Source organism: Pseudonocardia sp. ZF1, from assembly GCF_056835605.1.
In genome coordinates, this window is record NZ_JAJNBY010000002.1 from 69,576 (window position 1) to 93,369 (window position 23,794).

Here is a 23,794-nt window from a genome sequence, read left to right on the forward strand (position 1 = left end):
GGTCGATCCTGCCGATCGCGGATCGTTCCCGATCGTCGTGGGTGGTGCCTGCCGATCGTTGGATCCGGCCGTCGCCGCTGCTGACGAGGCTCCCGGGCATGGTGTCGATTCCGGATGTGCCCGACGCGAGCGCGCAGCTGCTCGCCGATCTGCTGGCTTGGCTCGGTCCGCTACCGCCGTGGGCGGGGTCGGTCATCGAGCTTGCCGGGGAGCTCCTGCTGGTGCTGGTGCTCGTGGTGTGGCTGCGGGTGTGGGCTCTGGCCCGCGGCGCTGATGCCCGGGTGATGGCGGTGGTGATGGCGGTGGTCCTGGCCGCGCCCGCGGGGGCTGTGCTCGCGTGGGGGGCGAGCGAGGCTCTCAAGCAGGCGCTGCAGGTGGATCGGCCGTGTCGTCTGCTTGCGTCGTTCCCCGGTTGGGCGGTGTGCGCGGCACCGGGTGACTGGTCACTGCCCAGCAACCACGCCGCGATCGCCGGGGCGCTGACCGTCGCGGTCACGGTGGCCGCGTGGCGGATCGGCACACCAGCGGCGGCGGTAGTGGTGCTGGTCGCCGGGCCGGGCGCCGCGGGGTCGCGGGTCCTGGCTGGTGCGCACTTCCCGCACGACGTCGTGGCCGGCGCCGTGCTCGGTGGCATCGTGGCGGCCGTGGTCATCCTCGTGTTCGACCGGGTCGCGCCCCGGCCGCTCGAGCGCCTGCGGGCGCAAGAACGAGCCGTGCTGCTCCTCGGCACCGCCCCACCCCGCGGCCGTGGGCCGGGTCGGTGACCGACCGCGCGACGCTCGCCCTCAGCTCCGTCATGCTGGTCGCGGCGGCGCTGTGGGTGATCGCCTACCTGCTCACGTCCGACGGGGACGGCGTCGTCGTGCTCGCGCTGCTGGCGCCAGCCGTGCTGGGTGCCGCGGGCGTCGCCGGACGCTGGGGCCGACGACACACCGTGTGGCTACCGGCCGTCGTTCCCGCGGCCGCGGCGCTGGTCGTGCTGCTCGCAACCGGTGGCCTGGACTCGGCGACCGGCGCGTTCATCGCAATCGGGGTCCTGTTGTGGACTCCGTGGCTTGCGGGGCGCTGGCTGCGCGCACGCGCCGCACTCGGACAGGCCGGGTGGCAGGCAGCAGCCCGGTGGGAGGACCAGGCCCGGGAGGCCGAGGACGACGCCCGCCGGCGGGAACGGGATCGGCTCGCCGCCCGGATGCACGATCTCGTCGGCCACGACCTAGCCCGGGCCGCGCTCACCCTCGGCGGACTCGAACTCGACACCGCCCTGCCCGCGCCGGCCCAGCGCGCGGTCGCGCGCGCCCGCCAACAGGTCAGCACCGCGGCCGAACACCTGGCCGAGGCGGTGACCGCGATCGACGCCACCCCGACGGCCACCCCCACAGGAGCCGAACTCGACGACCTGGTCACGGACCTGCGTGCCGACGGCAGCGACGTCGCCCTGGTCCCTGCAGATCCGTCGCCGCTGCTCGACGGGACCGACCCCGCGATCGCCGCCTTGCTGGTGCGGGTGGTGCGCGAAGGTCTCACCAACGCGGTCAAGCACGGCGGCGACGGGCCGATCGAGGTGTCGTTCGCCCGATGGCACGCGCAGATCGTGGTCGTCGTGCGCAGCCACGGCGCCAACCAGCACCCGGCGCCGGGCTCCGGGCACGGGCTCGCCGCCCTGCGCCGGGACGTGGACGAGATCGGCGGCGCACTCGAGCACGGCCGTTCCCACGACGACTACCTGCTCGCCGTCCGCCTGCCGGTCCACCACCCCGCCCCGGCAGGCCCGACGCAGGTCGACCATGCCCACCGGCTCGCGCTCGGCGATGTGCGGCGCTCGCGGACCACCGCCGTGCGCGGCACCGCGGCCGTGATCGCGGTATCGATCCTGCTGGTCGTGGCCTACCGCGCCGCGGACGTCGCAACCTCGGTGCTGCCCACCGACACGTTCACCGCGCTGGCCCTCGGAGACACTCGCACTGCGGTGGCCGACGCGCTGCCCCTGCGGACACGCACAGACGCCACCGGCATCCCGGCACCGGCCGGCAGCTGGTGCGAGCACTACAGCAGCTCCCCGGACCTGCTCTCCGCCGACCTCTACCGGCTGTGCTGGGTCGATGGGCACCTCACGAGCAAGGACCTCCTGCGCCGTCCCGCGGCCGATCCGGGCACGATCGGCACATGACCCGCGTGCTGCTCGCCGACGACGAGCCCGTCGTACGGGCCGGGGTGGCAGCGATCCTGGCCAGCGAGCCCACGATCGACATCGTGGCCGAGGCCGCCGACGGCCGCGAAGCCATCGACCTCGCCACCGTCCGCCGTCCCGACGTCGCGGTTCTCGACGTGCGGATGCCTGGTATTGACGGTCTCGCCGCCGCCGCCGAGATCCGCCGCCGCGAACTAGGCTGCGCGGTGCTGATCCTGACGACGTTCGCGGACGACGACTATCTCGTGCGCGCCCTCGCCGAGGGCGCCGGAGGATTCGTGCTCAAGACCGGCGACCCCCGCGAGATCATCGACGGCGTACGAGCCGTCGCCACTGGTGGCGCCTACCTGTCACCGCGGATGGCGCGACGAGTACTGGATCTCTACACCCGCCGCCACCGACGCACCCCGGCCCAGCGCAGCGCCGTGACGGTCCTGACCGACCGCGAACGCACCGTTCTCGGGCTTCTGGGCGCTGGGATGTCCAACGCCGAGATCGGCCGCGAGCTACACCTGGTCGAAGGCACTATCAAAGCCCACGTCAGCACGATCCTCGACCGGCTCGGCCTCCGGAACCGGGTACAGGCCGCGATCGTCGCCTACGAGCACGACCTCATACCCGACTGACTCACGTTGATCTCGGACCACGCCGATGCCCGGAACACCAACACCGTCGCGAGCAACCGGACGACGGCGCTCCCACGTGAGGTCCGCTCACCCGGAGTCCGGCAGTCATGAGTCCCGGAAACGATCGTTAACGAGATTCATCCACCCGCACGGCGGACACTCAGCTACGATGAGTCCCGTATCTCGGTCCGGAAATCATCATCCCGGAACCCAGCCCAGCCACGGTTAAGGGGACTCGTGTCGTGACGCGCTACGGGTACGCGCGGGTCTCCACCCGCGAACAGAACACCGACCACCAGATCGACGCCCTCGCCGCCGCTGGCGTCGCTCCGGAGCACCTGTTCGTGGAGAAAGTGTCCGGCAAGCTCGCGTCCCGCCCGAAACTCGACACCCTGCTCAACCTCCTAGCCCCCGGCGACGAGGTGGTGGTGACCCGGCTCAAGCGCATCGGGCGCTCCCAGCAGCACCTGCTCGACCTCGTACGCCGATTCGGCGACGAGCAGGTCGACTTCGTCGTGCTCGAACAGGGCATCGACACCTCCACCCCCGGAGGGCGGTTGGTGTTCCACTTCCTGGCCGCCCTGGCCGAGTACGACCGGGAGATGATCGTCGACGGCACCCTCGACGGACTCGCTGCCGCGCGGGCCCGCGGCCGCGTCGGCGGACGGCCTCCGGCGCTCTCGCAGCGCCAGCTCGATACCGCCCAGCAGATGTATGACACCGGCCGGCACACCGTCGCCGAGATCGCCGAGACCCTGCGGGTGGGGCGCAGCACCCTCTACCGGGCCCTGCACGCCCACGGCGACGGCCGCGACTGCGCCCTGATCGTCTACCGCAACACCCGCCCGAAGACCGACCACACCCACCGCCGCTACGGCGAAACCGGCGCCGCCGAGAAGTTCCAGCTCGAAGCCGACCGCAAATGGTTCCCCATCGCCCCGGCCCGCCGCCCCCGGCTGCGCGCGATGGTCTACGTCGCCGACAGCATCGTGGTCCGCGTCCGCGCCGTCATCGGCGACCTCGGCGCCTGGAACGACGACGACCGCGGCTACGCCGACATCCCGCTCGGCCCACCGCTGACCGACCTCCAGATCGCCCGCCAGCTCCCCACCCTCGGGATCTCGCTCGGCGACCCACGCCCCCACGTCCGCGGCAAGATCCGCGAGTACGTCACGCTGTAGGACCCCCAGCTCAGCCCGGGACGTGCGCCGACAGACCTACTTTGCCCCTGGTGACAAGTTCCTTAACGGCACCCCGTCTCGGTGTGCGTGCGGGGTGGCCCGCACCGCCATGTCGTCGTTACGGGCCTGGATGAGCCAGGGCGCCCAGTCCTGGGTACGCAACGGTTCGGCGTTCTCGACCCGGTCGCAGCGATGCTCACTGGTGGAGCAGTAGCCGGCGCGGGCGGCGTGTTTGGTGTCGATCATGGCGTAGGCGGTCGGGACCCAACGGGTGTGCCAGTCCGCGACCAGGACCGGGGAGCCTTCGGGGCCGTAGGCGTGGACGTGGGTCTGGTGGAGCCAGGACAGGGTTTCGCGGCCCCAGTGGTGCATGGGCCAGCAAGGCGGGATCTGGCGGCAGGTCGGGGCGAGAGTAGGGATGGCGATGGTGTCCATCCAGCGGGCCAGCTCGTCCCACGCGGCTGCAGCTTCCTGGGCGGACAGTCGCGCCCACACCACTGGCCCGGCCCCGTCGCGGTCGGGCGGGCCTGGGGCAGTCGCGGCCGCGAGTTCGTCGATCTGGGGTGCGAGCTCTGCCAGGACCGCGGCCTGCTCCCGGCTGTATTGATCGAGCTCGCCGAGTCTGCGCTCGGTGTAGGAGTGGCGTTCGTCGTGAGCGCGCAGTGTGGCGCGCAGTGCGGTCACCGCTTCGAGCAGCTCCTCGATCCGAGGATCACCCGCCTGCGGGCCGGTCATGACCGTCGCCCTCGGTGCGCGGTGGGGTCCTCGACCGCGGTCCACACCGCCTGGGGCCCGGCCATGGTGATCATGAGGCGCGGGGTGGGGCGAGCGGTGACCGTACTGGGTGCGGTTCTGGTCATGGCTGCCTTCCTGTACTGGGGGTGTGCGAAGAGTGGCCGGCGAGGGCGTAGGGATCTCACGGGTTTCCCTCGAGCAGCGCGATGATCCGGTCGTTGAGCGCGTCGGCGTCGTCGGCGATGCTGTCGAGGAGGGTGAGGACCTGGTCCAGACTGGGTGTTTCTCGCCCCGCGGCCGCCCGGGTGCGCACGGTGGGGACGTCCGGCGGCGAGTCGTGCTCGCCGGGCTGTGATGCGCGGGCGGCGGTGAGTGCGAGCCGGGTACGGATGGTGCGCGCGGTGATGGGGCGGTAGTCGTCGTGCCAGCCGTAGCGGTCGATGGCCGGCAGGAGTGTGGCGGCGGCGCACCACCGCTGGGGGGCCCGGCACTGGTGACGGTGCGGGCCGGTGGCGGTCGGGGCGTGGGCGCGGGTGAGGTCCATGCGGGCCGATCCGCGGCCCAGCCCGTCGAGGACGCCGAGGAGCTCCAGCCAGCGCACGACGGCACACGTCGGGCAGCGCCGCGGGTCGACGTCGACAGGCACCGGCTGTGCCCCGACCCGCACGCCCTCGTCGTCGACGATGACCGCGGCGGGGACCAGCTCCCGCACCCGTGCCTGCGGCAGGTCCAGGACCACGGTGGCGACGACGAGGAAGGCGTCGCGGCGGCCGTGGAGCCCGTGGGGCCAGCCGCGGGTCGCGCAGGCAGCGATCATCTCGCCCGGATCAGGGACGCCCGCGTGAGCAGCCCGCGGCCGCGGAAGCGCGGCGGGCCCGGTCTCGGGGCGAGGGAGTAGATACCCGGTCTGGCGGTGAACGGCGGCGATCGCGCGCACCCGCCGAGCCTGGGTGGCCGGGCGGGCCGGCAGCGCGGCGAAGAACCCGACCAGTGTGGGCACCGTGGTCGGCAGAGCTGGTTGCCCGGTCGCGGCGGCGTAGTCGCAGAACAACGCCCACTCCCGGCCGTAGCCGGCACCGGCGGCGTCCCGGGGCGGTGATGCGGCAGGCGCCGGACTCGCACGATCGGTCGTCGATCGATTCGCCGGGTCACTCATGGTTCAGGACCCGGTCCAGTGCCTTCCGGCCGGCCGGTCCCCAGGCCGGTTTGCCGCCGGGTAGGCCCCGGTCGCCGTTCTGGCCCATCAGCATCAGGAACAGGCTCTTGAGCAGAGCCAGCCCCCGAGCACGCCGCATCGTCGCCTCGTCGACCTCTGCGTAGGCGGAGAAGAAGTGCTCGGCCATGCCCGCTGGGAGCACCACCCAGGCGGCCGCGAGATCCACCGCGGGGTCGCCGGCGAACAGGGCCCCGAAATCGACCACCCCGGTCAGCGTCCCGTCCGCGATGACGACGTTCGCGGGGTGCAGGTCGCCGTGCACCCACATCCGCGGCCCGGCCCACCCGGGGGTGGCGACGGCGTCCTGCCAGACCGCGCGAGCTCCGGCGGTATCGACATCGAACGCGGCTGTGTCGATCGAGCCCAGGAAGTGCTCGAAGCCTCCGGTGCTCTCGCGAGGGTGGGCTCCGATTCCCATGTCATCACCGGGTGCGTCGCCCGGTGCTGGGACGTGCAGGGCCTGGAGGAACGCGGCGAGGGTGTCGGCGGCGTGCTCGGGCCGGGCGATCACCCCGTGGTCCAGCGGGCAACCGGGCACCCAGGTCATGACGGTCCACAGCTTCCCGAAGCGCTCGCACGGTGTGCCGGCGCGGACCGGGACGGGGATCGGTAACGGCAGTCGTGGCGCGAGCTGGGGTAGCCAACGCCTCTCTTTGAGCTGTGGCTCCGGGGTGGTGTCCATGCGTTGGATCCGCACCGCGAGTTCGTCCCCGAGGCGCCACATCTGGTTACCCCAGCCGCCCTCGACCTCGCTGAGGGGCAGCCCTGCCAGGTCTGGGTGCTGGTCCTGCAGCAGCTCGCGGACCAGGCCCTCGGTGATCTCCGGCTCGGTCTGGGACACACCTCAGACCGTAGCGGGGGGCGCCGACGGCGAACCCGGGTCAGCCGGTGCCGACACAGGAGATGGTCGCCCGGTGATCGTTACGCTCGAGGTCGTGACGACCCGGCGTGTCCGTAGGGCGAGGGCACACGACGTTGAGGCCGTTGTACGGCTTCGTGTCGAGATGTTCCGGGCGATGGGGGTCCCGCAGCATGGCTCCGCCGATTGGCAGGCCGCGGCGACGGAGTGGTTCACGCGGCGGCTGGAGGACCCACGCTTCTGCATCGTGGTCGTCGAGGTGGATGGCGCGGTCGTCGCGACCGCCTTGGGCACACTCCGAGAAGCGCCCCCATCACCGCACTCGACCGAGGGCGATGTGCTGATCAGCAACGTATGCACTGATCCTGGGGCTCGGGGTCGGGGTCACGGCCGCGCAGCCTTCGACGCCGTGCTCGCTTGGAGTCACACCGTTGATGCGGGCCGCGCGGAGTTGCTCGCCACCGATGACGGTCGTCGAATGTACGAGGAATCCGGTTTCAGCGTTTCACGCACACCGGTGATGCGCGCGCCCCTGCATCCGCGGCGCGGACGCCTCATCAGGTAGCCGCTCACCGCGGCCGATTGGGCCGGTGCCGGGTCGTGGTGCGCCTGGATGCGCACACCGAGACCCTGCACCTATGGGACGTCGCGGCCGGCGGCCTGATCGCGACCCAGGCAGGTGCTATGCGCACGCTCGGGGTCACCGCTGGCACTGGGTACGTCCCTACGACTATCGCCGGTGCTCAACGGTATGAGGTAGTCCCGTGGACCGGTGGAGATCAGGCTGTGTGGGGATGAGGGCGTGCTACCTGTTGGGGTTCTTTACTCTGCGGGAGACGGCGTCATCAAACTCTCGTCGCAGGATTGAACGTGAATCTGCGGACCCCCAAACCCGGCGACCGAGGTATCGCCACTCGGCTTTTTCGTCCTGGTTTGAATCATCTGTCTCGGTCATGTACTGCTGAAACCCCACATCGAATGCGCGTTGTCCCTTTTCGGTTCCGTCGTGCGTGAGGCCCGCTCTAGCCAACGGGAAATCCGTATCTGGAAGTAGCACTATTAGTGCGGCAGTTTCAAGTGGGTCAGCTTTTGGGTGTAGGCGACTCCCGATCTGACGCAAGATTTCTAACTCGTGAAGGTTGGTGCGTTCGCGGGTTAGATCTAGGTTCGACTTATACAGAGCGTAGAGTGCGACGATGAGGGCGACTAGGGCGTGTCCTGTAAGTCGGTGCGCAGCCACAACACGGTCGCGGCGATGATGATCTCCGATCGGTAGTAGGCCACGCGCTTCGCGTAGCGGGTGGCGAGGGCGCGGAACTGTTTGAGCCGGTTGAAGCAGCGTTCGACCACGTTGCGACTGGTGTAGAGGGCCGGGTCGAACGCCGGTGGGCGACCGCCGCGGGGGCCCTTCGCGCGTCGGCGCTGGATCTGGTCGCTGCGTTCGGGGCTGGTGAACGCGATGCGGCGCCGGCGTAGCGCCGCGCGGGTCGAGGGGTGGGAGTAGGCCTTGTCGGCCAGCACCCGGTCGGGCCGGGTGCGTGGTCGGCCGGGTCCGTCTCGGCCGACCACGATCTGATCGAGCAGCGGGAGCAGTTGTGGGTTGTCCCCGGCCTGGCCCGGGGTGAGGATCACCGACATCGGCAGTCCGCGCCCATCGACCGCGAGATGAATCTTGCTGGTCAGCCCGCCACGGGACCGTCCGAGGGCTTCTCCGTCGACGGCGAGGGCTTCGACCCACCCAGTGGTGCAGCCCCCTTTTTCCGGGCACCGGCGGAGTGCTGGTGAGCCCGGACGCTGCTGGAATCGATGCTGAAGGTCCACTCCACGTTCCCGACGGCGTCATCCTTGACGATCACGTCGTCGAGGATGCGTTCCCAGGTGCCGTCCGCGGTCCAGATCCGCAGGCGTTCATGCGCGGTCTTCCAGGGTCCGTAGCGCTCGGGCAGGTCGCGCCACGGGGCGCCGGTGCGCAGCTTCCACAGGATCGCGTTGATCACCTGACGGTGATCGCGCCACCGCCGGCCTCGCCCTGCGACCGGGGGCAGCAACGGCTCGATTCGCGCCCAGGCCTTGTCCGTCAGCTCACCCCGACCCACCACCCGAGCATGATCACCGACAGCAGGTCAGAACCCTTACAGGACACGCCCTAGGCTTAGTGCAGCTCCGACAACCTGGGACAAGTCGACAACAAAAGACCACATGAGCAGACCTTAGTGTCCCGTTCTCCACGGCTTCCGACCCGACTCCTGAGTGAACTGTCATAATTCGTTATCGGCTAGGCCGGACAGGGCACCATCCGGCCTCAGGGCGGTTGCCTGATCGCGGAGGGGCGTAGACCCACCGGTCGGCGTGCGCCGGCCGTGGCGAGCATCGACGGGATCCAGTTCGGTAAGCCACCTGAGCATCGTCGTCCGCGAGCGGATGACTGGCGCTGGGGCGGTCGATGATGCGCTCGACCGAGCCGCCTCCTCGCGGCCGTGCCCGGTCAGAGCTCTGCTGGAGAGTCGTCGAGCAGCTTGGAGAAGAAGTCGTCCAGCACAGTCCGGCCGCGCTGGGGATCAGCGAGCTCGGCGCCGCCAAAGCGATAGACCTCGTAGCCGGCCAGGCGCAGGCGGCGGTCTTCTGCAGCCATGACGGCATAGCGCCTGGGGCTCGGGCGTCCGTCGTCGGTGGCGTAGTGGTGCTGGCCGTCCACCTCGAGCACGACGCGCCGCCGTCCGGGCAGCAGCAGCAGGAAATCCATCCGCTGACGGACCACCGAGCCGGGGCGCAGCAGCGGATCCGGCCGAAGGTACGGGTCGTAGTGCAGGTACACCTGCGGCAGCAGCGCGGGGACAGACCGATCGGTGTAGCGGTGTGCGTAGGCGCGCAGCAGGAGGCTTTCCGGAGGGCTGCTGCTGGTGGCGGTCGACTGCGCGAGTCGCCGGTAGAGGTGGCGGCCGGCGACGTCGAGGTTGGTCTCGTGCAGGATCTCGGTGGCCCACCACTCCACGAGGGCTCCCCAGGTGAGCCCGTCGTCAGGCAGGGGGCGGTCGTAGACCAGGCACGTCCCGGCGCCCTTGGTGATCTCGATGGTGTTGTTCAACGCGTCCCGCAGGACGATCTCGGGTTTCGGACCGGTTGAGGCGAAGATCAGATTCTTCAGCTCACCCGCGACACCGGTCACGCCGAGCAGATCGACGGTTGCCTGCAACTGCGGGTCGTCCCACTCCGACAGCACCACGCGAGCGACCGGCAGCAGCTCCGGCAGGCCGTGGCCCTGCAGGCGGGCCTGGACGTAGAGCCGTTTGCTGCGGGACGGATCGTCATCCTTGCCCTGAGCCGCCAGCCCGAGCCGCTCGCAGAACGCGGCCACGTTGTAGGACTTCAGGTTCGCCGCGATGGAGTCCGCGATCGCCTCGCGGACGGCATTGGGCTTCGGAGCCCCAGCCACCTCAGACGCCTCCGTGGCGCTCGGTCCATGAGGCGAGGGACGCGTCATCGAGCCCTTCGCCGTCGAGTTGCCGCCGTAGTGCGTCGATCGCCGCGCTGACGCCGTCGTCGGTGAGGCGCTCCAGATCGACGCGGAAGGTCATCTCGTTGACCGGCCGTACTCCCAGGGTGTTGTCCGCCCCGTCGGGCATCGTGCCGTCCTGGTTGCGAAGATCGCTGCGATCGGCGCTGATCAGGCCCATCCGGTGCAGCCGTCGGTAGGCCTCCCGCTGCGCTCGGGGCCGCTCGAAGGCCAGTCCCCACAGGTCGTCGTTCACGCTCAGCCCGTCGTCGTTGCTCTCCTGGCTCAACTGGTTCCGGTAGAGCAGGAACAAGTACGCGACCGTCTCGTCCGGGCCGAGGGCATGAACCCACCCGCAGGTGAAGAACTCTGGAGGCACGTCGATCACCAGCTCGCGCGCCGGCGCCGGGACCTTGTAAGGCTGGATCGGAGCACCACGCAGGACGCTCTCGTCGCGCACCGTGAACTCCTCGTACCGCGGACGGGATTCCTTTAGATCGACCTTGCCGAAGTCGTGGAGCCTGTCCAGCGCGGCGCGTAGTTGGTCGAGCTGGCTGTTCGCCAGGCCGCGAGACGTGCCCGTACGGCGCCCCGGCCGGCGTTCGGTCGGGAGCGCGATCAGGTGCCGCCAGCAGGGGTCGCCGGCCACCACCGGGTACGCCAGCGGGATCGGGGTCGGTGTGCCGATGGTGTTGGTCGGCTTGCGGCACTGCTCGACGAACAGCGCGACGAGCAGCATCTGCACCGCCACCCCCTTCGATGTGGCGAGCTCCCGCAGCGGGCTGATCTCCCGGCCTCCGCGCAGTACAAGACGTGCCCGGAGGCGGACGACCGGTGGGGCCGACTGCGGGCGCTGCGCCCAGAGGCGCTGCCTGACAGCTCGGGCAACGGCGTCGGCGGAGCCCTCGCGGCCCGTCCCGTACTGCAGGCGGGCCAGGAGGTCGAGGCGCTTCGACAACCGATCGTCGACCGTCCGCGCCATGAGACCTACTATCTCAAATCCGACTTTTGAGCGATTGCCTGTACGCGATTGACTGCTCGTTTGACGCTTCGCTCCAGGTGCGATGCGCGTTAAGGGGCAGTCTATCCCGTGTCGAGCCGGCGTTGCAGGGGGGTCGCGCTCCTCGGCACTCTTCGTCTCGTACCGGGTGTGACCAGGAGGTTCACTCGCCGGTTCGATCCGGAGGAGCGAAGATGATCATCATGTTGCCGACGGCGGCGGAGCTCGCCGCGGGGGTGCTGCACAACGTCGTCCCGATCACGGGTTTGCTGATGACCGTGCTGGTGGTGCTGGTGGTGCTGACCGCGGTGTGGTCGCGGCACCCGGAGCGGCAGTGTCGGAGTGCGCAGCTGCTCGACCGAGTGCTGACCGCCATCAGCTCGGTGGCCACTGCCGCGGTGTCGATGTTCTGCACGATCCTGGTGGTGGTGGCCGCGGGCGTGGCACGACCGGCGGCCTGAACCCGTTGACGACACGAACGGTCCCGGCGGCGCGCCGGGGCCGTTCGTGTCGCTTGTGGGGTTTAGCGGTGCGAGATCCTGCCGCCCATGTCGGACTGGTGAGCTGCCAGCCGGTGGCTCCAGCGCAAGCGGCGGATAGCAGCGTGCCGGTCACGGTCCCTGGCCCCAGCGCCGACACCACTAGGGCGTGTCTCCTAAAGCGCGGAGCCAGGTGACGATCGCCTTCAGGACGGCGCCGCCGCGGAAGGTCAGCGCGAGCTTGTCGTAACGGGTGGCCAGCCCGCGCCACTGCTTGACGTGGCAGAACCCGCGTTCGACGACGTTGCGATTGCGGTAATCGGCGCGGTCGAACGCGGGCGGGCGGCCGCCGCGTGCCCCTCGCCGTTTGCGGTGTCCTTGCTGGTCGGCGGGCTCGGGAATGACGGCGACGATCCGCCGCTCGCGTAGATGGCGGCGGATCGCGCGCGAGGAGTAGGCCTTGTCAGCGCGCAGTCGTTCCGGCCGTGTTCGGGGACGTCCCGGGCCCGCTCGCGCGATGCTCAGATGCGCCATCAGGTGCGGGAACATCGGCGAGTCCCCGCCTTGGCCCGGTCCGAGCAGGACCACCAGCGGCCGGCCGTGACCATCGACGAGCTGGTGGATCTTCGTCGACAGCCCGCCGCGAGACCGACCCAAGGCGTGATCGCCGGGCTCGGCGAGCAGATTCGTGTAATTCGATCCTGCCCCCTGTGTCGCGGGCCAGGGTCGCGGCGTGTTGGTGGGCGCGGAGGATCGTGGAGTCCACACTGACCGCCCAGTCCACGATCCCGGCGGTGTCGGCGTCGGTCAGCAGAGCCGCGAGAACGTGGTCCCAGGTGCCATCGCCGGAGTGGCCCGTGAGGAACAACGGAACGGGATCCATCGGTAGAGCGGCGCCAGCCCGGGGCTCGCGGTAGCGTCGCCGCGTTCGGGGAACGGTCTGGGCTCGACGTTCGAGTCCGTGGCGTGCTGGGGGTTCTCCGTGCCCGTCGAGTTCCTCACCGACGCGCAGGCCGCGACGTACGGCTGCTACGCGAGACCGCCGTCGACGGCGGAGCTGGACCGCTGCTTCCTGCTCGATGACAAGGCCCGCGCTCTGGTCGAGGCGAAGCGGCTGCCGCACACCCGGCTGGGGTTCGCGGTGCAGCTCACGACGTTGCTGTTCATCGGCCGGTTCCTGGCCGATCCGACCGATGTTCCGACCGAGGTCGTGGACTACCTAGCCGAGCAGCTCGACATCGTTGATCCGTCGTGTGTGAAGGACTACCGGGTCCGGGAGATGACCCGGCTCGAGCACGCAGCGCAGATCCGCGAGGCGTACGGGTTCGTCGAGTTCACCGCGGCGGCCGAGGAGCTTGCGCGGTGGGTGGATGACCGGGCGTGGACCACCGGGGATGGCCCGAAGGCGCTGTTCGACGGCGCGGTGGTCTGGCTTCGGGAGCACCGGGTGCTGCTGCCCGGGGTGTCCACCCTGGCTCGGTTGGTGGCCCGGGTCCGGGACGCGGCGATGGCGCGGCTGTGGGACACCCTGGCCGCCCCGCTGACCGCGTCGCAGGCCGCTGCGTTGGATCTGCTGTTGGAGATCCCCGACGGGGCACGAACCTCGGAGCTGGAACGGCTGCGCCGGGGCCCGACCCGGGCGTCGGGCCGCGCGATGGCAGCGGCGTTGGATCGGGTCAGCGAGCTGTCCGCGATCGGCGTCGGTCAGATCGAGCTGGGGGCGGTCCCACGGCGGCGGGTGATCGAGCTGGCCCGCTACGGCATGGCGGGGAAGGCGCCGGCGTTGCGCCGCCACCCCTACGCCCGCCGGCTGGCGACGCTGCTGGCCACGGTCGTGGGGCTGCAGGCCAGGGCCACCGACGATGCGGTGGAGCTGTTCGACGTGCTGATGACCACCGAGCTGCTGGCCCGTGCGCAACGCCAGACCCGTGACGAGCAGGCCCGGCGGTATCCGCGGGTCAGCCGCGACGCCGGGAAGTTGGCCGCCGCGGTCGGGGTACTACTCGAGGCCACGACATGGGGCCCGGAGATCACGCTGGAGCTGGTCTGGGACGCGATCGAGAACGTGGTCTCCCGGGCCGAGCTGCGCACCGCGGTCGCGAACATCACCGACGTCGTACCGGCCCCGGGCACAGATCCCGACACGCAGTGGCGGGCGACCCTGGCCGACCGCTATGCGGTGGTGCGCCCGTTCCTGCCGATGCTGTGCACGGCCATTCGGTTCGACGCCACCGCCGAGGCCACCCCCGTCCTCGACGCGCTGCGCGCCCTGCCGGACCTGCTCGATGCCCGCCCGACGGCGCGGGTACCGGCGGGGTACCTCGACGCCCGCAAGGTCGCGGTGGACCTGGTCCCGCCAGGCTGGGCGCGGGTGGTGTTCACCCCCGGGCGACCGGAGACCACGGTGAACCGGGCCGGCTACGTATTCTGCGTACTAGAGCTATTTCACCATCGGCTGCGCCGCCGCGACATCTTCGCGCTTGCCTCCGGTCGCTGGGCCGACCCGCGCGCGCAGCTGCTGGACGGCCCGGCGTGGGAGGCCGCCCGCGGCCCGGTGCTCAACGCCCTGCAGCTCCCGCACGATTCCGACCCGCTGCTGGCCGAGCACGCGAGCGACCTCGACGCCGCGCTGCGCCACGTCGCGGGGCGCCTGATCGCCAACACCGAGGTCTCCATCGACGAGCAAGGCCGGTTGCACGCCGGGAAGATCGACGCCGTCTCCGATCCGCCGAGCCTGACCGACCTGCGGCGCCGCTGCGAGGCGATGCTCCCGCGGGTCGACATCGGCGAGGTGGTGCTGGAGGTGATGTCCTGGCACCCGGAGTTCGCGGCGGCGTTCACTCCGGCCTCGGGCGGCCAGGCCCGCCTGGACGACCTGTCGGTGAGCGTGGCGGCCGCGCTGACCGCGCACGCGCTCAACGTCGGGTTCACGCCGGTCCTCAGCCCCGGAGTGGCGGCGCTGACCCGGCACCGGATCAGCCACGTCGACCAGAACTACCTGCGCGCGGAGACCTACGCCGCAGCGAACGCCCCGCTCATCACCGCTCAGGCCGACATTCCGCTGGCCCAGGCGTGGGGTGGTGGGCTGCTCGCGGCGGTGGACGGTGTCCGGTTCGTGGTGCCGGTGCGCAGCATCGACGCCCGTCCCAACCCGCGCTACTTCGGGCGCAGGCGCGGGGTGACGCTGCTCAATCTGGTCAACGACCAGGCCGTCGGGCTGGCCGGGCTGGTCGTGTCGGGCACCCCGCGTGACTCGCTGCACGTGATCGACCTGATCTACCGGCAGGACGGCGGGCGGCGCCCGGAGGTCATCATCAGCGACACCGGCTCGTACAGCGACATGGTGTGCGGGCTGATGCGGCTGCTCGGGTTCGACTACCGCCCCCAGCTGGCCGACCTGCCCGACGCGAAGCTGTGGCGGATCAACCCGGGCGCGGACTATGGCCCGCTCGCCACCGCCGCCCGCGGGAAGATCGACCTCGGTCGGGTCAGGGCGCACTGGCCCGACCTGTTGCGCTTGGCCGGGTCCATCCACACCGGCGCGGTCAGCGCGCACGACGTGCTGCGGATGCTCGCCCACGGCGGCAACCCGACCCAGCTCGGTGAGGCCCTGGCCCACTACGGGCGGATCTTCAAGACCCTGCACGTGCTGTCGTATGTCGATCAAGCCCCGTACCGGGCGGAGATCAAGGGCATGCGCAACCTGCAAGAAGGCCGCCACGACCTGGCCCGGCACGTCTTCCACGGCCGCCGCGGCGATCTGCGCCGCGCCTACCACGAGGGCATGGAGGACCAGCTCGGCGCGCTCGGGCTGGTCCTGAACTGCATCACGCTGTGGAACACCGTCTACCTCGATGCCGCCCTCGCCCAACTGCGCCAGGAGGGCTGCCCAGTGCGCGGCGAGGACGTTGTACGGCTCTCGCCCTACATGCGCCGTCACCTCAACGTGCACGGGCACTACTCGTTCCAGCTCCCCGACCTCGCCGGGACCCGCCGTACGCTGCGCGATCCCGACACCGGCGACGAGGACGAGGACCGTTGACCGCCGCTCTACCGGGCGTCGAGCCGCCGACATCGCGCCGCGCAGTGCTGACGTGATGGCGGCTCCGGCAGGTCGACCCCAGGTCCACATCGTCGCCGCCGCTCATGCTGCTGATCGTGCTGTGCACCGGAGGACACTAAACCGCTGTGACCGACCGTCACCGGTTCTCGGTGACGGTGGTCCGCAGGCGCCGACCTACGATCGCGCCTTGACCTGTCACGCCGCTGTCCACGCTGCAGCGCGAGGTACCCGGCGGCCGGTCGACGCCGGCAAAGCGCGGCGAGAATTTGCATCGGCTATTGACTATGACAGCGGCGGACGATGATAGCATCGTCGTATGACGATGCTGCGTGCCCGACCAAGCGTCTTCAGCGTATTCACGGCTCGTCTGCCGTTTCTGGGTCACACGAGCACGCCCGCGCTGCGTCACGTGCCCGGAACGCTGACAGCGTGTCGGACCGCGCGCGAGCGCCGGCGCCGCCGTAGCGGTCCTCACCCCGCTCGCGGTGCCCCACCGCTCGGTCGGCATGTCATGTCGTAGCTCACCGGGACCACGCTCCGCTGGAGCGGCGTGCCCGAACCGCCGTACCGCCCGCTCCCCGGCGGCCGACTCTCGCCGACCGAACGATGTCGGCGACCACCAAGAAGGCAGCAGCCATGGAACCCCTCACGTGGACCCTGCAGGCCATCGGCCTGTTCATGGTCACCAACATCGACGACGTCATCGTGCTGTCGCTGTTCTATGCCCGAGGTGCCGGCGTCCCGGGGACCACGGCCAGGATCCTCGGTGGTCAGTACCTCGGTTTCGGCGCCATCCTGGCCGCGGCGGTGCTCGTCGCCCTGGGCGCGCGCAGTTTCCTGCCCGAGGAGGTCATCCCGTACTTCGGCCTGATCCCGCTGGTCCTGGGCCTGCTCGCGGCCTGGCGGTCCTGGCGGTCCTGGTGTGACGGTGACGACGATGACGACGAGGGCAAGCTCAGCGGCAAGGCGCTCAGCGTGCCCGCCATCGCCGCGATCACCTTCGCCAACGGCGGGGACAACATCGGCGTCTACGTACCGGTCTTCGCCACCGTCGGCACCGGCGGCATCATCGCCTACTCGATCGTGTTCCTCGCCCTGGTCGCCGTGCTGGTCGCCGCGGCGCGCTTCGTCGCCACCCGCAAACCGATCGCCGAGGTGCTGGAGCGCTGGGAGCAGGTGCTGTTCCCGATCGTGCTGATCGGTCTGGGCATCGTCATCCTGGTCGAGGGCGGCGCCTTCGGCCTGTAGGTGCCGGCGTGCCGCGGCTGCGGTCTGTTGAGGCGGCGCATCCGCGTACTGCTGGCGGCACCGCCTCTCCGCGGCGAGACGGAGCCGGTGCGCTGTCATCGGCTCCGCCGTTTATCATCGCCTTATGCCGATTGCTGTCGCTGGTGCGAGGTCGGACGGGGACCCGAGCGATCGGGCGGAGTCGCGCCGATGAGTGCCTGGCCGAGATCACGCTCGGTCGCCACGGCCGGTGTCACGGCGGCGGTCGCTGTCCTGGTCGATGTGGTGACCAAGTGGCTGGCCGATACCCGACTGCCCGGCGCGCCGGTAGACCTCGGGATCGGGCGCCTACAGCTCAGCTACAACACCGGGGTGGCGTTCAGTCTGGGCGACGGGCTGCCGACCTGGGCCGTGCTCGCGCTGGCCGGGGTGATCACCAGTGGCGTGCTGGTCGCGATCGTCGCCGGCTGGCTGCGCCCGCCGGTGCCGGCGGGCCTCGTGCTGGGCGGTGCGATGGCCAACATCGTGGACCGGGCCGGGGACGGCGCGGTCACCGACTTCCTGTGGCTGGGCTGGTTCCCGACGTTCAACCTGGCCGACACCGCGATCACCCTCGGGGTGCTCGCCCTGCTGTGGGCGTCGTGGCGCACCGAGAACCGCAGCGTCGCAGGACACGCCACGGAGCAGGAATCGGCAGACCAGGGCCGCCCCCCTCGGACGGCACCTCGTGAACCCCACGGCACCTCGTGAGCGGCGGCCCTGGCGACCGCGCACCCGAACCAGCCGCCGACACTGCGGCGACCAGGGTGATGCGCGGGCCGGGTGCGATGCGTCAGCGGGCGGTGGGGGTGAGGAGCACGCCGCTGCGGGGGCGGGTCGGGACCCGGGACAGGTCGACCTCGAGGTCCTGGGGTGGCAGCGTGTAGTCCAGCCGGGCGAGCGTGCGGGTGGCGACGGCGATCATGGTGAGCACGACGTCCTCGCCGGGGCAGCGGTGCCCGGTGGCCACGTCGCCACCGCCCTGCGGTACCAGGGTGTCCGGGTCGACCGGGCCGGCGAGAAAGCGGTCGGGGTCGAAGCGGTCGGGGTCGGGCCAGTGCGTCGGGTCGTGGTCGGTGCCGTGCACGTCGAGCACCACCAGCCCGCCGCGCGGGACCGGGACGCCGAGGACGTCCTGGTCCTCGCGGGCCACGGCGGCGAGCACCGGCACGAACGGGTAGCGCCGGCGCACCTCCTGGGCGAACGCGGCGACAGCGCCCTGGTCGGGCTCGGTGTCGGCGAGGCGGTGGCGCCATTCGGGGTGCTCGTGCAGGGCCATGCCGGCGAAGGCCACGTACCAGGCCGCGGCCACGGTTGGGCGCACGAAGTTGAGCAGTGCGACGCCGGCGACGCGGGCGGGCAACGGCCGCCCGCGCAGGTCCCGGGCCGTCGCGACCGCGTGCAGCGCGGTACCGGGCGCCGGGTGGATCTGTCCGAGGCGGGCCCGGCGGACGAGCCCGGCCGCCCACCGGCCCAGCCGCGCGCGGGCGAGGGCGGCCCGGGCGAAGGGCCGCCCCGGCGTGCCGAACCCGTCGACGATGTCGGCGAGCTGCCGCGCCCGCCGGGGCAGCTCCGCGGACGCCATCGGGATCCCGGCCCACGGCAGCACGGCCGCGCCCAGGACCTGCACGGCCTCGTCGAACAGCCGCACCGGCGCCCCGCCCGCCCAGCGCCGGGTGACCGCCTGCCACTCCTGCTCGGCACACCGACCGAGGTCGGCCACCGCGTCGGCGGTGAGCACCCGCAGGTACAGCGCCTTGCGGTGGTGGTGCTCGGCATTGTCGAGGCCGTGCACCGTGTCCCGGCCGAACAGCACCAGCTTCAATGGGGCCGGCAGCGACCCGCGGCGGCGTAGCCGCGGATCGTAGAAGCGACGCACCCCGGCCGGGCCGCCGATCAGCACCGCGCGGCGGCCCAGCAGCCGGGTCGGTACCGCCCACGGGGCCGTCGGGGGGTCTGGCCGCAGCCCGCCGGCCCAGCGGTACCCCTGACGGAGCAGCTGCAGCGTCTGGTCCCTCACCACGTCCTGCACCTACCCCTCAACCTCGGGAATCCGTCCGGTGTTCACCGGCATCAGCCGCGATGTGCGGCGTCGAGCGGTTGCGGGCGCGTCGGCGCCGACGGCGGGAGCACCGTGGCGGCGGTGGGAGACAGCGCGCGGGTGCGGCCGGCGCGCACCCCGTTGGCGATGACCAGGATCTCGGCGAGCTCGTGCACGGCGACGACCGCGGCCAGGCCGAGCACGCCGAGCAGGGCCAGCGGCATCAGTCCGACGATGATGGCCAGCGACAGCCCGACGTTCTGCAGCATGATCCGCCGGGCTCGTCGGGCGTGGTCGAGGGCCTGGGGCAGGTGGCGCAGGTCCTCACCCATCAGGGCGACGTCGGCGGTTTCGATGGCCACGTCGGTGCCCATCGCGCCCATGGCGATGCCCAGATCCGCGGTGGCCAGCGCGGGGGCGTCGTTGACGCCGTCGCCGACCATCGCGGTGGGCCGTTCGGCGCGCATCGTCGCGATGAGTGCAGCCTTGTCCTCAGGTCGCAGCTCGGCGTGCACGTCACGGATGCCGGCCTGCGCGGCGAGCGCGGCGGCGGTGGCGTGGTTGTCCCCGGTGAGCATCGCGACCCGGTAGCCGTCGCGCTGCAGGTGGGCGACGACCTCGGCGGCCTCGGGCCGCAGCTCGTCGCGCACGGCGACCGCGCCGAGGACCGTCCCGTCGGCTTCGACGAGCACCGCGGTCGCCCCGGCCTCCTGCATGCCGCGCACCGGCCCGGCCAGGTCACCGGGGTCGATCCAGCCCGGCCGGCCCAGCCGCAGCGCACGCCCGTCCAGGCGGCCGGTGAGCCCGGCGCCGGGCACGGCCTCGACGTCGGCGGCCGGGGTGGGCTGGTCGACCGCGGCCAGGATCGCGCGGGCCAGGGGGTGCTCGCTGCGCGCCTCCAGCGCGGCGGCCAGCGCGAGGACCTGCTCGCGGGTGGCGCCACCGGTGGTGGCGACCTCGATCACGACGGGCCGGTTGCGGGTCAGGGTGCCGGTCTTGTCCAGGGCGACCTGGCGCACGGCGCCCAGGGCCTCGAGCGCGGCGCCGCCCTTGACCAGCACCCCCATCTTGCTCGCCGCGCCGACCGCGGCGACCACGGTCACCGGGATCGAGATCGCCAGCGCGCACGGTGACGCGGCGACCAGCACGACCAGCGCGCGTTCGATCCACACCAGCGGGTCACCGAACACGCTGCCCACCACGGCGATCAGTGCGGCGGCGACCAGCACGCCCGGGACCAGTGGACGCGCGATCCGGTCGGCGAGGCGCTGCGCGGCGCCCTTGCGGGACTGCTCGGCCTCCACGATCGCCACGATCCGGGCCAGCGAGTTGTCCGCGGCGGTGCTGGTGACCTGCACCTCCAGCACGCCGGTGCCGTTGATCGACCCGGCGTACACCTCGTCGCCGGGGCCGGCCTCGACCGGCACCGACTCCCCGGTGATCGCCGAGACGTCCAGCGCGGTCCGCCCGGTCCCGACGGTCCCGTCGGTGGCCAGGCGCTCCCCGGGGCGCACCAGCATGGTGTCCCCGACCCGCAGCTCGCCCGGAGCGACCACGATCTCCAGGCCGCCGCGCAGCACGGTGGCCTGCTCGGGGACCAGCGAGAGCAGCGCGCGCAGGCCGCGGCGGGTCCGGGCGATCGAGTACTCCTCCAGGCCCTCGCTGATGGAGAACAGGAACGCCAGCATCGCGGCCTCGCCGACCTCGCCGAGCGCGACGGCGCCGACCGCGGCGATGGTCATCAGGGTGCCTACCCCGATCTTGCCCTTGGCCAGGCGGCGCAGTGTGGACGGCACGAACGTCCACGCCCCCACCGCTAGCGCGAGGACCTGCAGGGCGAGCTCCACCGGCGCCGGCCCACCGGACCAGCCCACGACCAGCGACGCGCCGAGCAGCACCCCGGCCACCGCGGCGGCGCGCAGCTCGGAGACCTCCCACAACCGCTCCGGCTCCCGCTCCGCCACGACCTCACCGGTCTCGGCGTCGACGCGGGGCTCATCGGGGCCGCACCCGCACGCGTCACTCACCGCGCACCCCCACGGTGCCGGTACCGAAGTTCGGGCACAGCGCCACGGCCGACCCGGTCGCCCCCAACAACCTCTCCGCGGCGGCGAGCAGGTCCAGCAGCTCCGGGCGGGTCAGCGAGTAGAACATCTGCCGGCCCTCCGGACGGCCCATCACCAGGCCGCAGTCGCGCAGGCACGCCAGGTGCGCCGACACCGTCGACTGCGCCGACCCGAGCCGCTCGGTCAGATCCACCACCCGCGCCTCGCCCCGGGCGAGGTGCTGCACGATCGCGAGCCGGGTCGGGTCGGACAGGCTGTGGAACAACGCCGCAGCCGGCATCAACTCCTGGCGCGGGGACACCGCCACCGCATCTGGCATCGTCATGCGGCGATGATAACGCATGTGGCCCATGTTCGGCGCCAGCTTTTCGACGCCCTCGATCGTCGCAGCCCTGGACACCGCCGCGACACCTCTGGTATCCATCGCTAGCCAACGATGTAACCGCATATCGTCGATAACTGGGAGGTCTGTCGTGTTGATGAACCGGGTGGAAACGGCCCTGGTGAACAGCCCGCCGCGGCGCGCGTTGCAGCGGTTCTACGAGACCCCGACGCTGCTGCGGCTGGGCGGGGCACTATCCCCGGACGCGCGGGTGCTCGAGGTGGGGTGCGGGGCGGGGTACGGCACCGAGCTGATCCTGCGCCGGTTCGCCGCGGCTCGTGTGGACGCGATCGACCTGGACCCGGCCATGGTCACTCGGGCGAAGCGCCGGCTGGCTGGTTACGGGGAGCGGGTGCGGCTGGCCACCGGCGACATGACCGACCTGCGCACCGCCCTGGACGCCGAGGACAACAGCTACGACGCGGTGTTCGACTTCGCGATCGTGCACCACGTCCCGGACTGGCGAGCGGCGCTGGCGGAGATCGTTCGGGTGCTCAAGCCGGGCGGGCGGTTCTACTTCGACGAGGTCACCGCCGCCGCGCTGGCCACCCGCGGCTACCGGTGGCTGTTCGACCACCCCACCGAGGACCGGTTCACCGCGAGCGAGTTCGTCGCCGAACTGGAGCGCCAGGGACTGCAGGTCGGGTCCCGGTGGCGCACCCGGGTTCGCGGGCACTACCTGCTCGGGGTGGCCCAGCGCCCGTACAGCGACGCCGCACCGCGGTGAGCCCCGCCGGCGAGGACGGGGCGTTGCGGCTGCTGCTCGACGCCCGCCGGACCTACCGACACGGCCCGGAGGCGATCGACGCCCGCCAACGCGCCCGCCTGGCCGAGCTCGTGGACTTCGCCCGCGGCCACGGCAGCGTGTACCGCGAGCTCTACCAGGACCTGCCCGGCCGGGTGGAGGACCCGCGCCTGCTGCCGGTCACCAGCAAGGCGGCACTGATGGCACGGTTCGACGACTGGGTCACCGACCCGCGCGCGAGCAGGGAGCGGGTGCAGGCGTTCGTGGCCGACCCCGCCCAGATCGGCCAGCCGTTCCTCGCCATCCCACCCGGCTACCGCGGCGGTTCCCGAGCCGGCTACACGGTGGCGACCACGTCGGGTACCACCGGCACGCGGGGGATGTTCCTGCTCGACGAGCGGGCACTCGCGGTGACCACCGCGCTGAGCTCGCGCATGCTCAGCACCTGGCTGAACGCGAGCGCGCTGCCCCGGCTGATCGCCGGGCGGGGACGACTGGCGATGGTCACCGCCACCGGCGGGCACTTCGCCTCCACCGCCGCGGCCGCCCGCCTGCGCCGCACCAGACGCGGCCGCCGCCGGGTCCAGGCGCTGTCGGTACACACCCCGCTGCCGGAACTGGTGACCCAGCTCAACGCGTTCCCACCCGCCGTGCTCGCCCCCTACGCCACCACCGCGGCGCTGCTGGCCACCGAACAACAGGCCGGGCGGCTGCGGATCCGCCCCGCCCTGGTCGCGCTCGCCGCCGAAGGCCTGCCCGACCCAGAGATCGCGCGGATCGCCACCGCGTTCGGCTCCGCGGTGGGCAACTCCTACGCCGCGACCGAGTGCCCGTTCCTGTCCTACAGCTGCCACCACGGCTGGCTGCACGTCAACGCCGACTGGGCCATCCTCGAACCCGTCGACGCCGACCACCGGCCCACCCCGCCCGGCCAGCAGTCCCACACCGTGCTGCTGACCAACCTGGCCAACCGGGCCCAGTCGATCCTGCGCTACGACCTCGGCGACAGCGTCCTGGCCCGCCCCGACCCCTGCGACTGCGGCAGCCCACTGCCCGCGATCCGGGTGCAGGGCCGCACCGCGGACCTACTCACCCTCCCCACCACCCACGGCACCACCGTGACACTCACCCCGCTGACCCTCTCGACCCGCCTGGACCGGCTGCCCTCCGTGGCGCTGTTCCAGATCCTGCAGATCTCCCCGACCGAGCTCTCGGTGCGAATCCAGCCCGCACCCGGCGCCACCCCGCAGCAGGCCTGGGCCCACGTGCACCGCGAACTCACCGACCTGCTCGCCGCCCACGGCCTCGCCCAGATCACCGTTCGACGCGCCGAGCAGCTCCCCCAACCCGCCACCGGCGGCAAGTACCGACTGGTTCAACCGCTGGCCGACACACCGGGCTGACCACGCCACACGTGGCGTCGACCGACCATGCGCTCTCGGCTGCTCGGCCGT

At 71.6% G+C, this 23,794-nt stretch carries 21 protein-coding genes; 11 read left to right on the forward strand and 10 right to left on the reverse strand.

All coding sequences use genetic code 11. The features are described from left to right. The first annotated feature begins 98 nt into the window (after window positions 1-98). From ZF1_RS27500 to ZF1_RS27515, 4 genes are all read left to right on the forward strand, one after another. On the forward strand, window positions 99-764 hold the full coding sequence (locus ZF1_RS27500; protein ID WP_346864806.1) for a phosphatase PAP2 family protein: 666 nt from the start codon (window positions 99-101) through the stop codon (window positions 762-764). Further along, a complete protein-coding gene (locus tag ZF1_RS27505; protein WP_482638787.1) occupies window positions 761-2,167 on the forward strand; it encodes a sensor histidine kinase in 1,407 nt (468 codons plus the stop codon). Before ZF1_RS27500 ends, ZF1_RS27505 begins: the two co-directional genes overlap by 4 nt. Continuing rightward, window positions 2,164-2,814 (forward strand): response regulator, encoded by a 651-nt coding sequence (locus ZF1_RS27510; RefSeq protein WP_346864807.1) that lies wholly within the window; start codon window positions 2,164-2,166, stop codon window positions 2,812-2,814. Before ZF1_RS27505 ends, ZF1_RS27510 begins: the two co-directional genes overlap by 4 nt. A 242-nt stretch (window positions 2,815-3,056) precedes the next feature. Then, a complete protein-coding gene (locus ZF1_RS27515) occupies window positions 3,057-3,995 on the forward strand; it encodes a recombinase family protein (RefSeq protein WP_346109419.1) in 939 nt (312 codons plus the stop codon). Between the two features lie 36 nt (window positions 3,996-4,031). Here ZF1_RS27515 and ZF1_RS27520 read toward each other — a convergent pair whose 3' ends face one another. The 3 genes from ZF1_RS27520 to ZF1_RS27530 all read right to left on the reverse strand — a co-directional run bounded on the left by ZF1_RS27520 (window position 4,032) and on the right by ZF1_RS27530 (window position 6,787). Next, window positions 4,032-4,730: a hypothetical protein gene (locus ZF1_RS27520; RefSeq protein WP_482638788.1), complete on the reverse strand. Its 699-nt coding sequence runs from the start codon at window positions 4,728-4,730 to the stop codon at window positions 4,032-4,034. A 181-nt stretch (window positions 4,731-4,911) separates the two neighbouring features. Then, window positions 4,912-5,547 carry a hypothetical protein gene (locus ZF1_RS27525; RefSeq protein WP_405422021.1) on the reverse strand — a complete coding sequence of 212 codons (636 nt, stop codon included), beginning with the start codon at window positions 5,545-5,547 and terminating at the stop codon, window positions 4,912-4,914. A gap of 331 nt (window positions 5,548-5,878) precedes the next feature. After that, window positions 5,879-6,787 (reverse strand): aminoglycoside phosphotransferase family protein, encoded by a 909-nt coding sequence (locus ZF1_RS27530; protein ID WP_337826735.1) that lies wholly within the window; start codon window positions 6,785-6,787, stop codon window positions 5,879-5,881. 175 nt (window positions 6,788-6,962) lie between these two features. Between ZF1_RS27530 and ZF1_RS27535 the strand changes: the two genes are divergently transcribed. Further along, complete coding sequence (locus tag ZF1_RS27535; protein ID WP_253066741.1) at window positions 6,963-7,370, forward strand: GNAT family N-acetyltransferase; 408 nt, start codon at window positions 6,963-6,965, stop codon at window positions 7,368-7,370. 641 nt (window positions 7,371-8,011) lie between these two features. Here the strand turns inward: ZF1_RS27535 and ZF1_RS27540 are convergent. The 3 genes from ZF1_RS27540 to ZF1_RS27550 all read right to left on the reverse strand — a co-directional run bounded on the left by ZF1_RS27540 (window position 8,012) and on the right by ZF1_RS27550 (window position 11,280). Further along, window positions 8,012-8,901 (reverse strand): IS5 family transposase gene (locus ZF1_RS27540; protein ID WP_482638720.1). Its coding sequence is split into 2 segments (ribosomal slippage): window positions 8,012-8,529 and window positions 8,529-8,901, totalling 891 coding nucleotides; the frame shifts between segments, so codons are not numbered across the junction. A 389-nt stretch (window positions 8,902-9,290) separates the two neighbouring features. Then, the gene (locus ZF1_RS27545; RefSeq protein ID WP_253066742.1) at window positions 9,291-10,238 is read right to left on the reverse strand and encodes a hypothetical protein; all 948 of its coding nucleotides are present in this window, start codon (window positions 10,236-10,238) and stop codon (window positions 9,291-9,293) included. A gap of 1 nt (window position 10,239) precedes the next feature. Then, window positions 10,240-11,280, reverse strand: coding sequence for a hypothetical protein (locus ZF1_RS27550; RefSeq protein WP_253066743.1), 1,041 nt, complete (start codon window positions 11,278-11,280; stop codon window positions 10,240-10,242). Window positions 11,281-11,492: 212 nt separating this feature from the next. On the opposite strand from ZF1_RS27550, the gene ZF1_RS27555 reads away from it, so the two are divergent. After that, the gene (locus tag ZF1_RS27555) at window positions 11,493-11,759 is read left to right on the forward strand and encodes a hypothetical protein (RefSeq protein WP_253066744.1); all 267 of its coding nucleotides are present in this window, start codon (window positions 11,493-11,495) and stop codon (window positions 11,757-11,759) included. Between the two features lie 180 nt (window positions 11,760-11,939). Here the strand turns inward: ZF1_RS27555 and ZF1_RS27560 are convergent, their stop codons facing one another. Next, window positions 11,940-12,545: an IS5 family transposase gene (locus tag ZF1_RS27560; RefSeq protein ID WP_337826736.1), complete on the reverse strand. Its 606-nt coding sequence runs from the start codon at window positions 12,543-12,545 to the stop codon at window positions 11,940-11,942. A 214-nt stretch (window positions 12,546-12,759) separates the two neighbouring features. Between ZF1_RS27560 and ZF1_RS27565 the strand changes: the two genes are divergently transcribed. The 3 genes from ZF1_RS27565 to ZF1_RS27575 all read left to right on the forward strand — a co-directional run bounded on the left by ZF1_RS27565 (window position 12,760) and on the right by ZF1_RS27575 (window position 17,817). Continuing rightward, a complete protein-coding gene (locus ZF1_RS27565) occupies window positions 12,760-15,819 on the forward strand; it encodes a Tn3 family transposase (protein WP_482638789.1) in 3,060 nt (1,019 codons plus the stop codon). Window positions 15,820-16,476: 657 nt separating this feature from the next. Beyond that, window positions 16,477-17,088 (forward strand): cadmium resistance transporter, encoded by a 612-nt coding sequence (locus tag ZF1_RS27570; RefSeq protein WP_100877368.1) that lies wholly within the window; start codon window positions 16,477-16,479, stop codon window positions 17,086-17,088. Window positions 17,089-17,277: 189 nt separating this feature from the next. Continuing rightward, on the forward strand, window positions 17,278-17,817 hold the full coding sequence (locus tag ZF1_RS27575; protein WP_100877369.1) for a signal peptidase II: 540 nt from the start codon (window positions 17,278-17,280) through the stop codon (window positions 17,815-17,817). A gap of 82 nt (window positions 17,818-17,899) precedes the next feature. Here ZF1_RS27575 and ZF1_RS27580 read toward each other — a convergent pair whose 3' ends face one another. From ZF1_RS27580 to ZF1_RS27590, 3 genes are read right to left on the reverse strand one after another with little or no spacing between them, the layout of a single operon-like run. Continuing rightward, entirely contained in the window at window positions 17,900-19,129 is a 1,230-nt protein-coding gene (locus tag ZF1_RS27580) for a cytochrome P450 (RefSeq protein ID WP_100877391.1), read from the reverse strand. A gap of 50 nt (window positions 19,130-19,179) precedes the next feature. Further along, window positions 19,180-21,174: a heavy metal translocating P-type ATPase gene (locus tag ZF1_RS27585; protein WP_100877370.1), complete on the reverse strand. Its 1,995-nt coding sequence runs from the start codon at window positions 21,172-21,174 to the stop codon at window positions 19,180-19,182. Beyond that, window positions 21,167-21,538 (reverse strand): ArsR/SmtB family transcription factor, encoded by a 372-nt coding sequence (locus ZF1_RS27590; protein ID WP_208622880.1) that lies wholly within the window; start codon window positions 21,536-21,538, stop codon window positions 21,167-21,169. Before ZF1_RS27590 ends, ZF1_RS27585 begins: the two co-directional genes overlap by 8 nt. A 154-nt stretch (window positions 21,539-21,692) precedes the next feature. Between ZF1_RS27590 and ZF1_RS27595 the strand changes: the two genes are divergently transcribed. Beyond that, entirely contained in the window at window positions 21,693-22,322 is a 630-nt protein-coding gene (locus ZF1_RS27595; RefSeq protein WP_100877393.1) for a class I SAM-dependent methyltransferase, read from the forward strand. Beyond that, on the forward strand, window positions 22,319-23,743 hold the full coding sequence (locus ZF1_RS27600; protein WP_281010845.1) for a phenylacetate--CoA ligase family protein: 1,425 nt from the start codon (window positions 22,319-22,321) through the stop codon (window positions 23,741-23,743). Before ZF1_RS27595 ends, ZF1_RS27600 begins: the two co-directional genes overlap by 4 nt. Window positions 23,744-23,794: the final 51 nt, after the last annotated feature.

Excerpts from the sequence above, each read along its gene's own strand:
- ZF1_RS27555 (WP_253066744.1), top strand. The coding sequence starts at position 11,493 with ATGATCATCATGTTGCCGACGGCGGCGGAGCTCGCCGCGGGGGTGCTG.
- ZF1_RS27575 (WP_100877369.1), top strand. The coding sequence starts at position 17,278 with ATGAGTGCCTGGCCGAGATCACGCTCGGTCGCCACGGCCGGTGTCACG.
- ZF1_RS27500 (WP_346864806.1), top strand. The coding sequence starts at position 99 with ATGGTGTCGATTCCGGATGTGCCCGACGCGAGCGCGCAGCTGCTCGCC.
- ZF1_RS27590 (WP_208622880.1), bottom strand. The coding sequence starts at position 21,538 with ATGACGATGCCAGATGCGGTGGCGGTGTCCCCGCGCCAGGAGTTGATG.
- ZF1_RS27550 (WP_253066743.1), bottom strand. The coding sequence starts at position 11,280 with ATGGCGCGGACGGTCGACGATCGGTTGTCGAAGCGCCTCGACCTCCTG.
- ZF1_RS27570 (WP_100877368.1), top strand. The coding sequence starts at position 16,477 with ATGGAACCCCTCACGTGGACCCTGCAGGCCATCGGCCTGTTCATGGTC.
- ZF1_RS27520 (WP_482638788.1), bottom strand. The coding sequence starts at position 4,730 with ATGACCGGCCCGCAGGCGGGTGATCCTCGGATCGAGGAGCTGCTCGAA.
- ZF1_RS27510 (WP_346864807.1), top strand. The coding sequence starts at position 2,164 with ATGACCCGCGTGCTGCTCGCCGACGACGAGCCCGTCGTACGGGCCGGG.
- ZF1_RS27595 (WP_100877393.1), top strand. The coding sequence starts at position 21,693 with ATGAACCGGGTGGAAACGGCCCTGGTGAACAGCCCGCCGCGGCGCGCG.
- ZF1_RS27525 (WP_405422021.1), bottom strand. The coding sequence starts at position 5,547 with ATGATCGCTGCCTGCGCGACCCGCGGCTGGCCCCACGGGCTCCACGGC.
- ZF1_RS27535 (WP_253066741.1), top strand. The coding sequence starts at position 6,963 with ATGGGGGTCCCGCAGCATGGCTCCGCCGATTGGCAGGCCGCGGCGACG.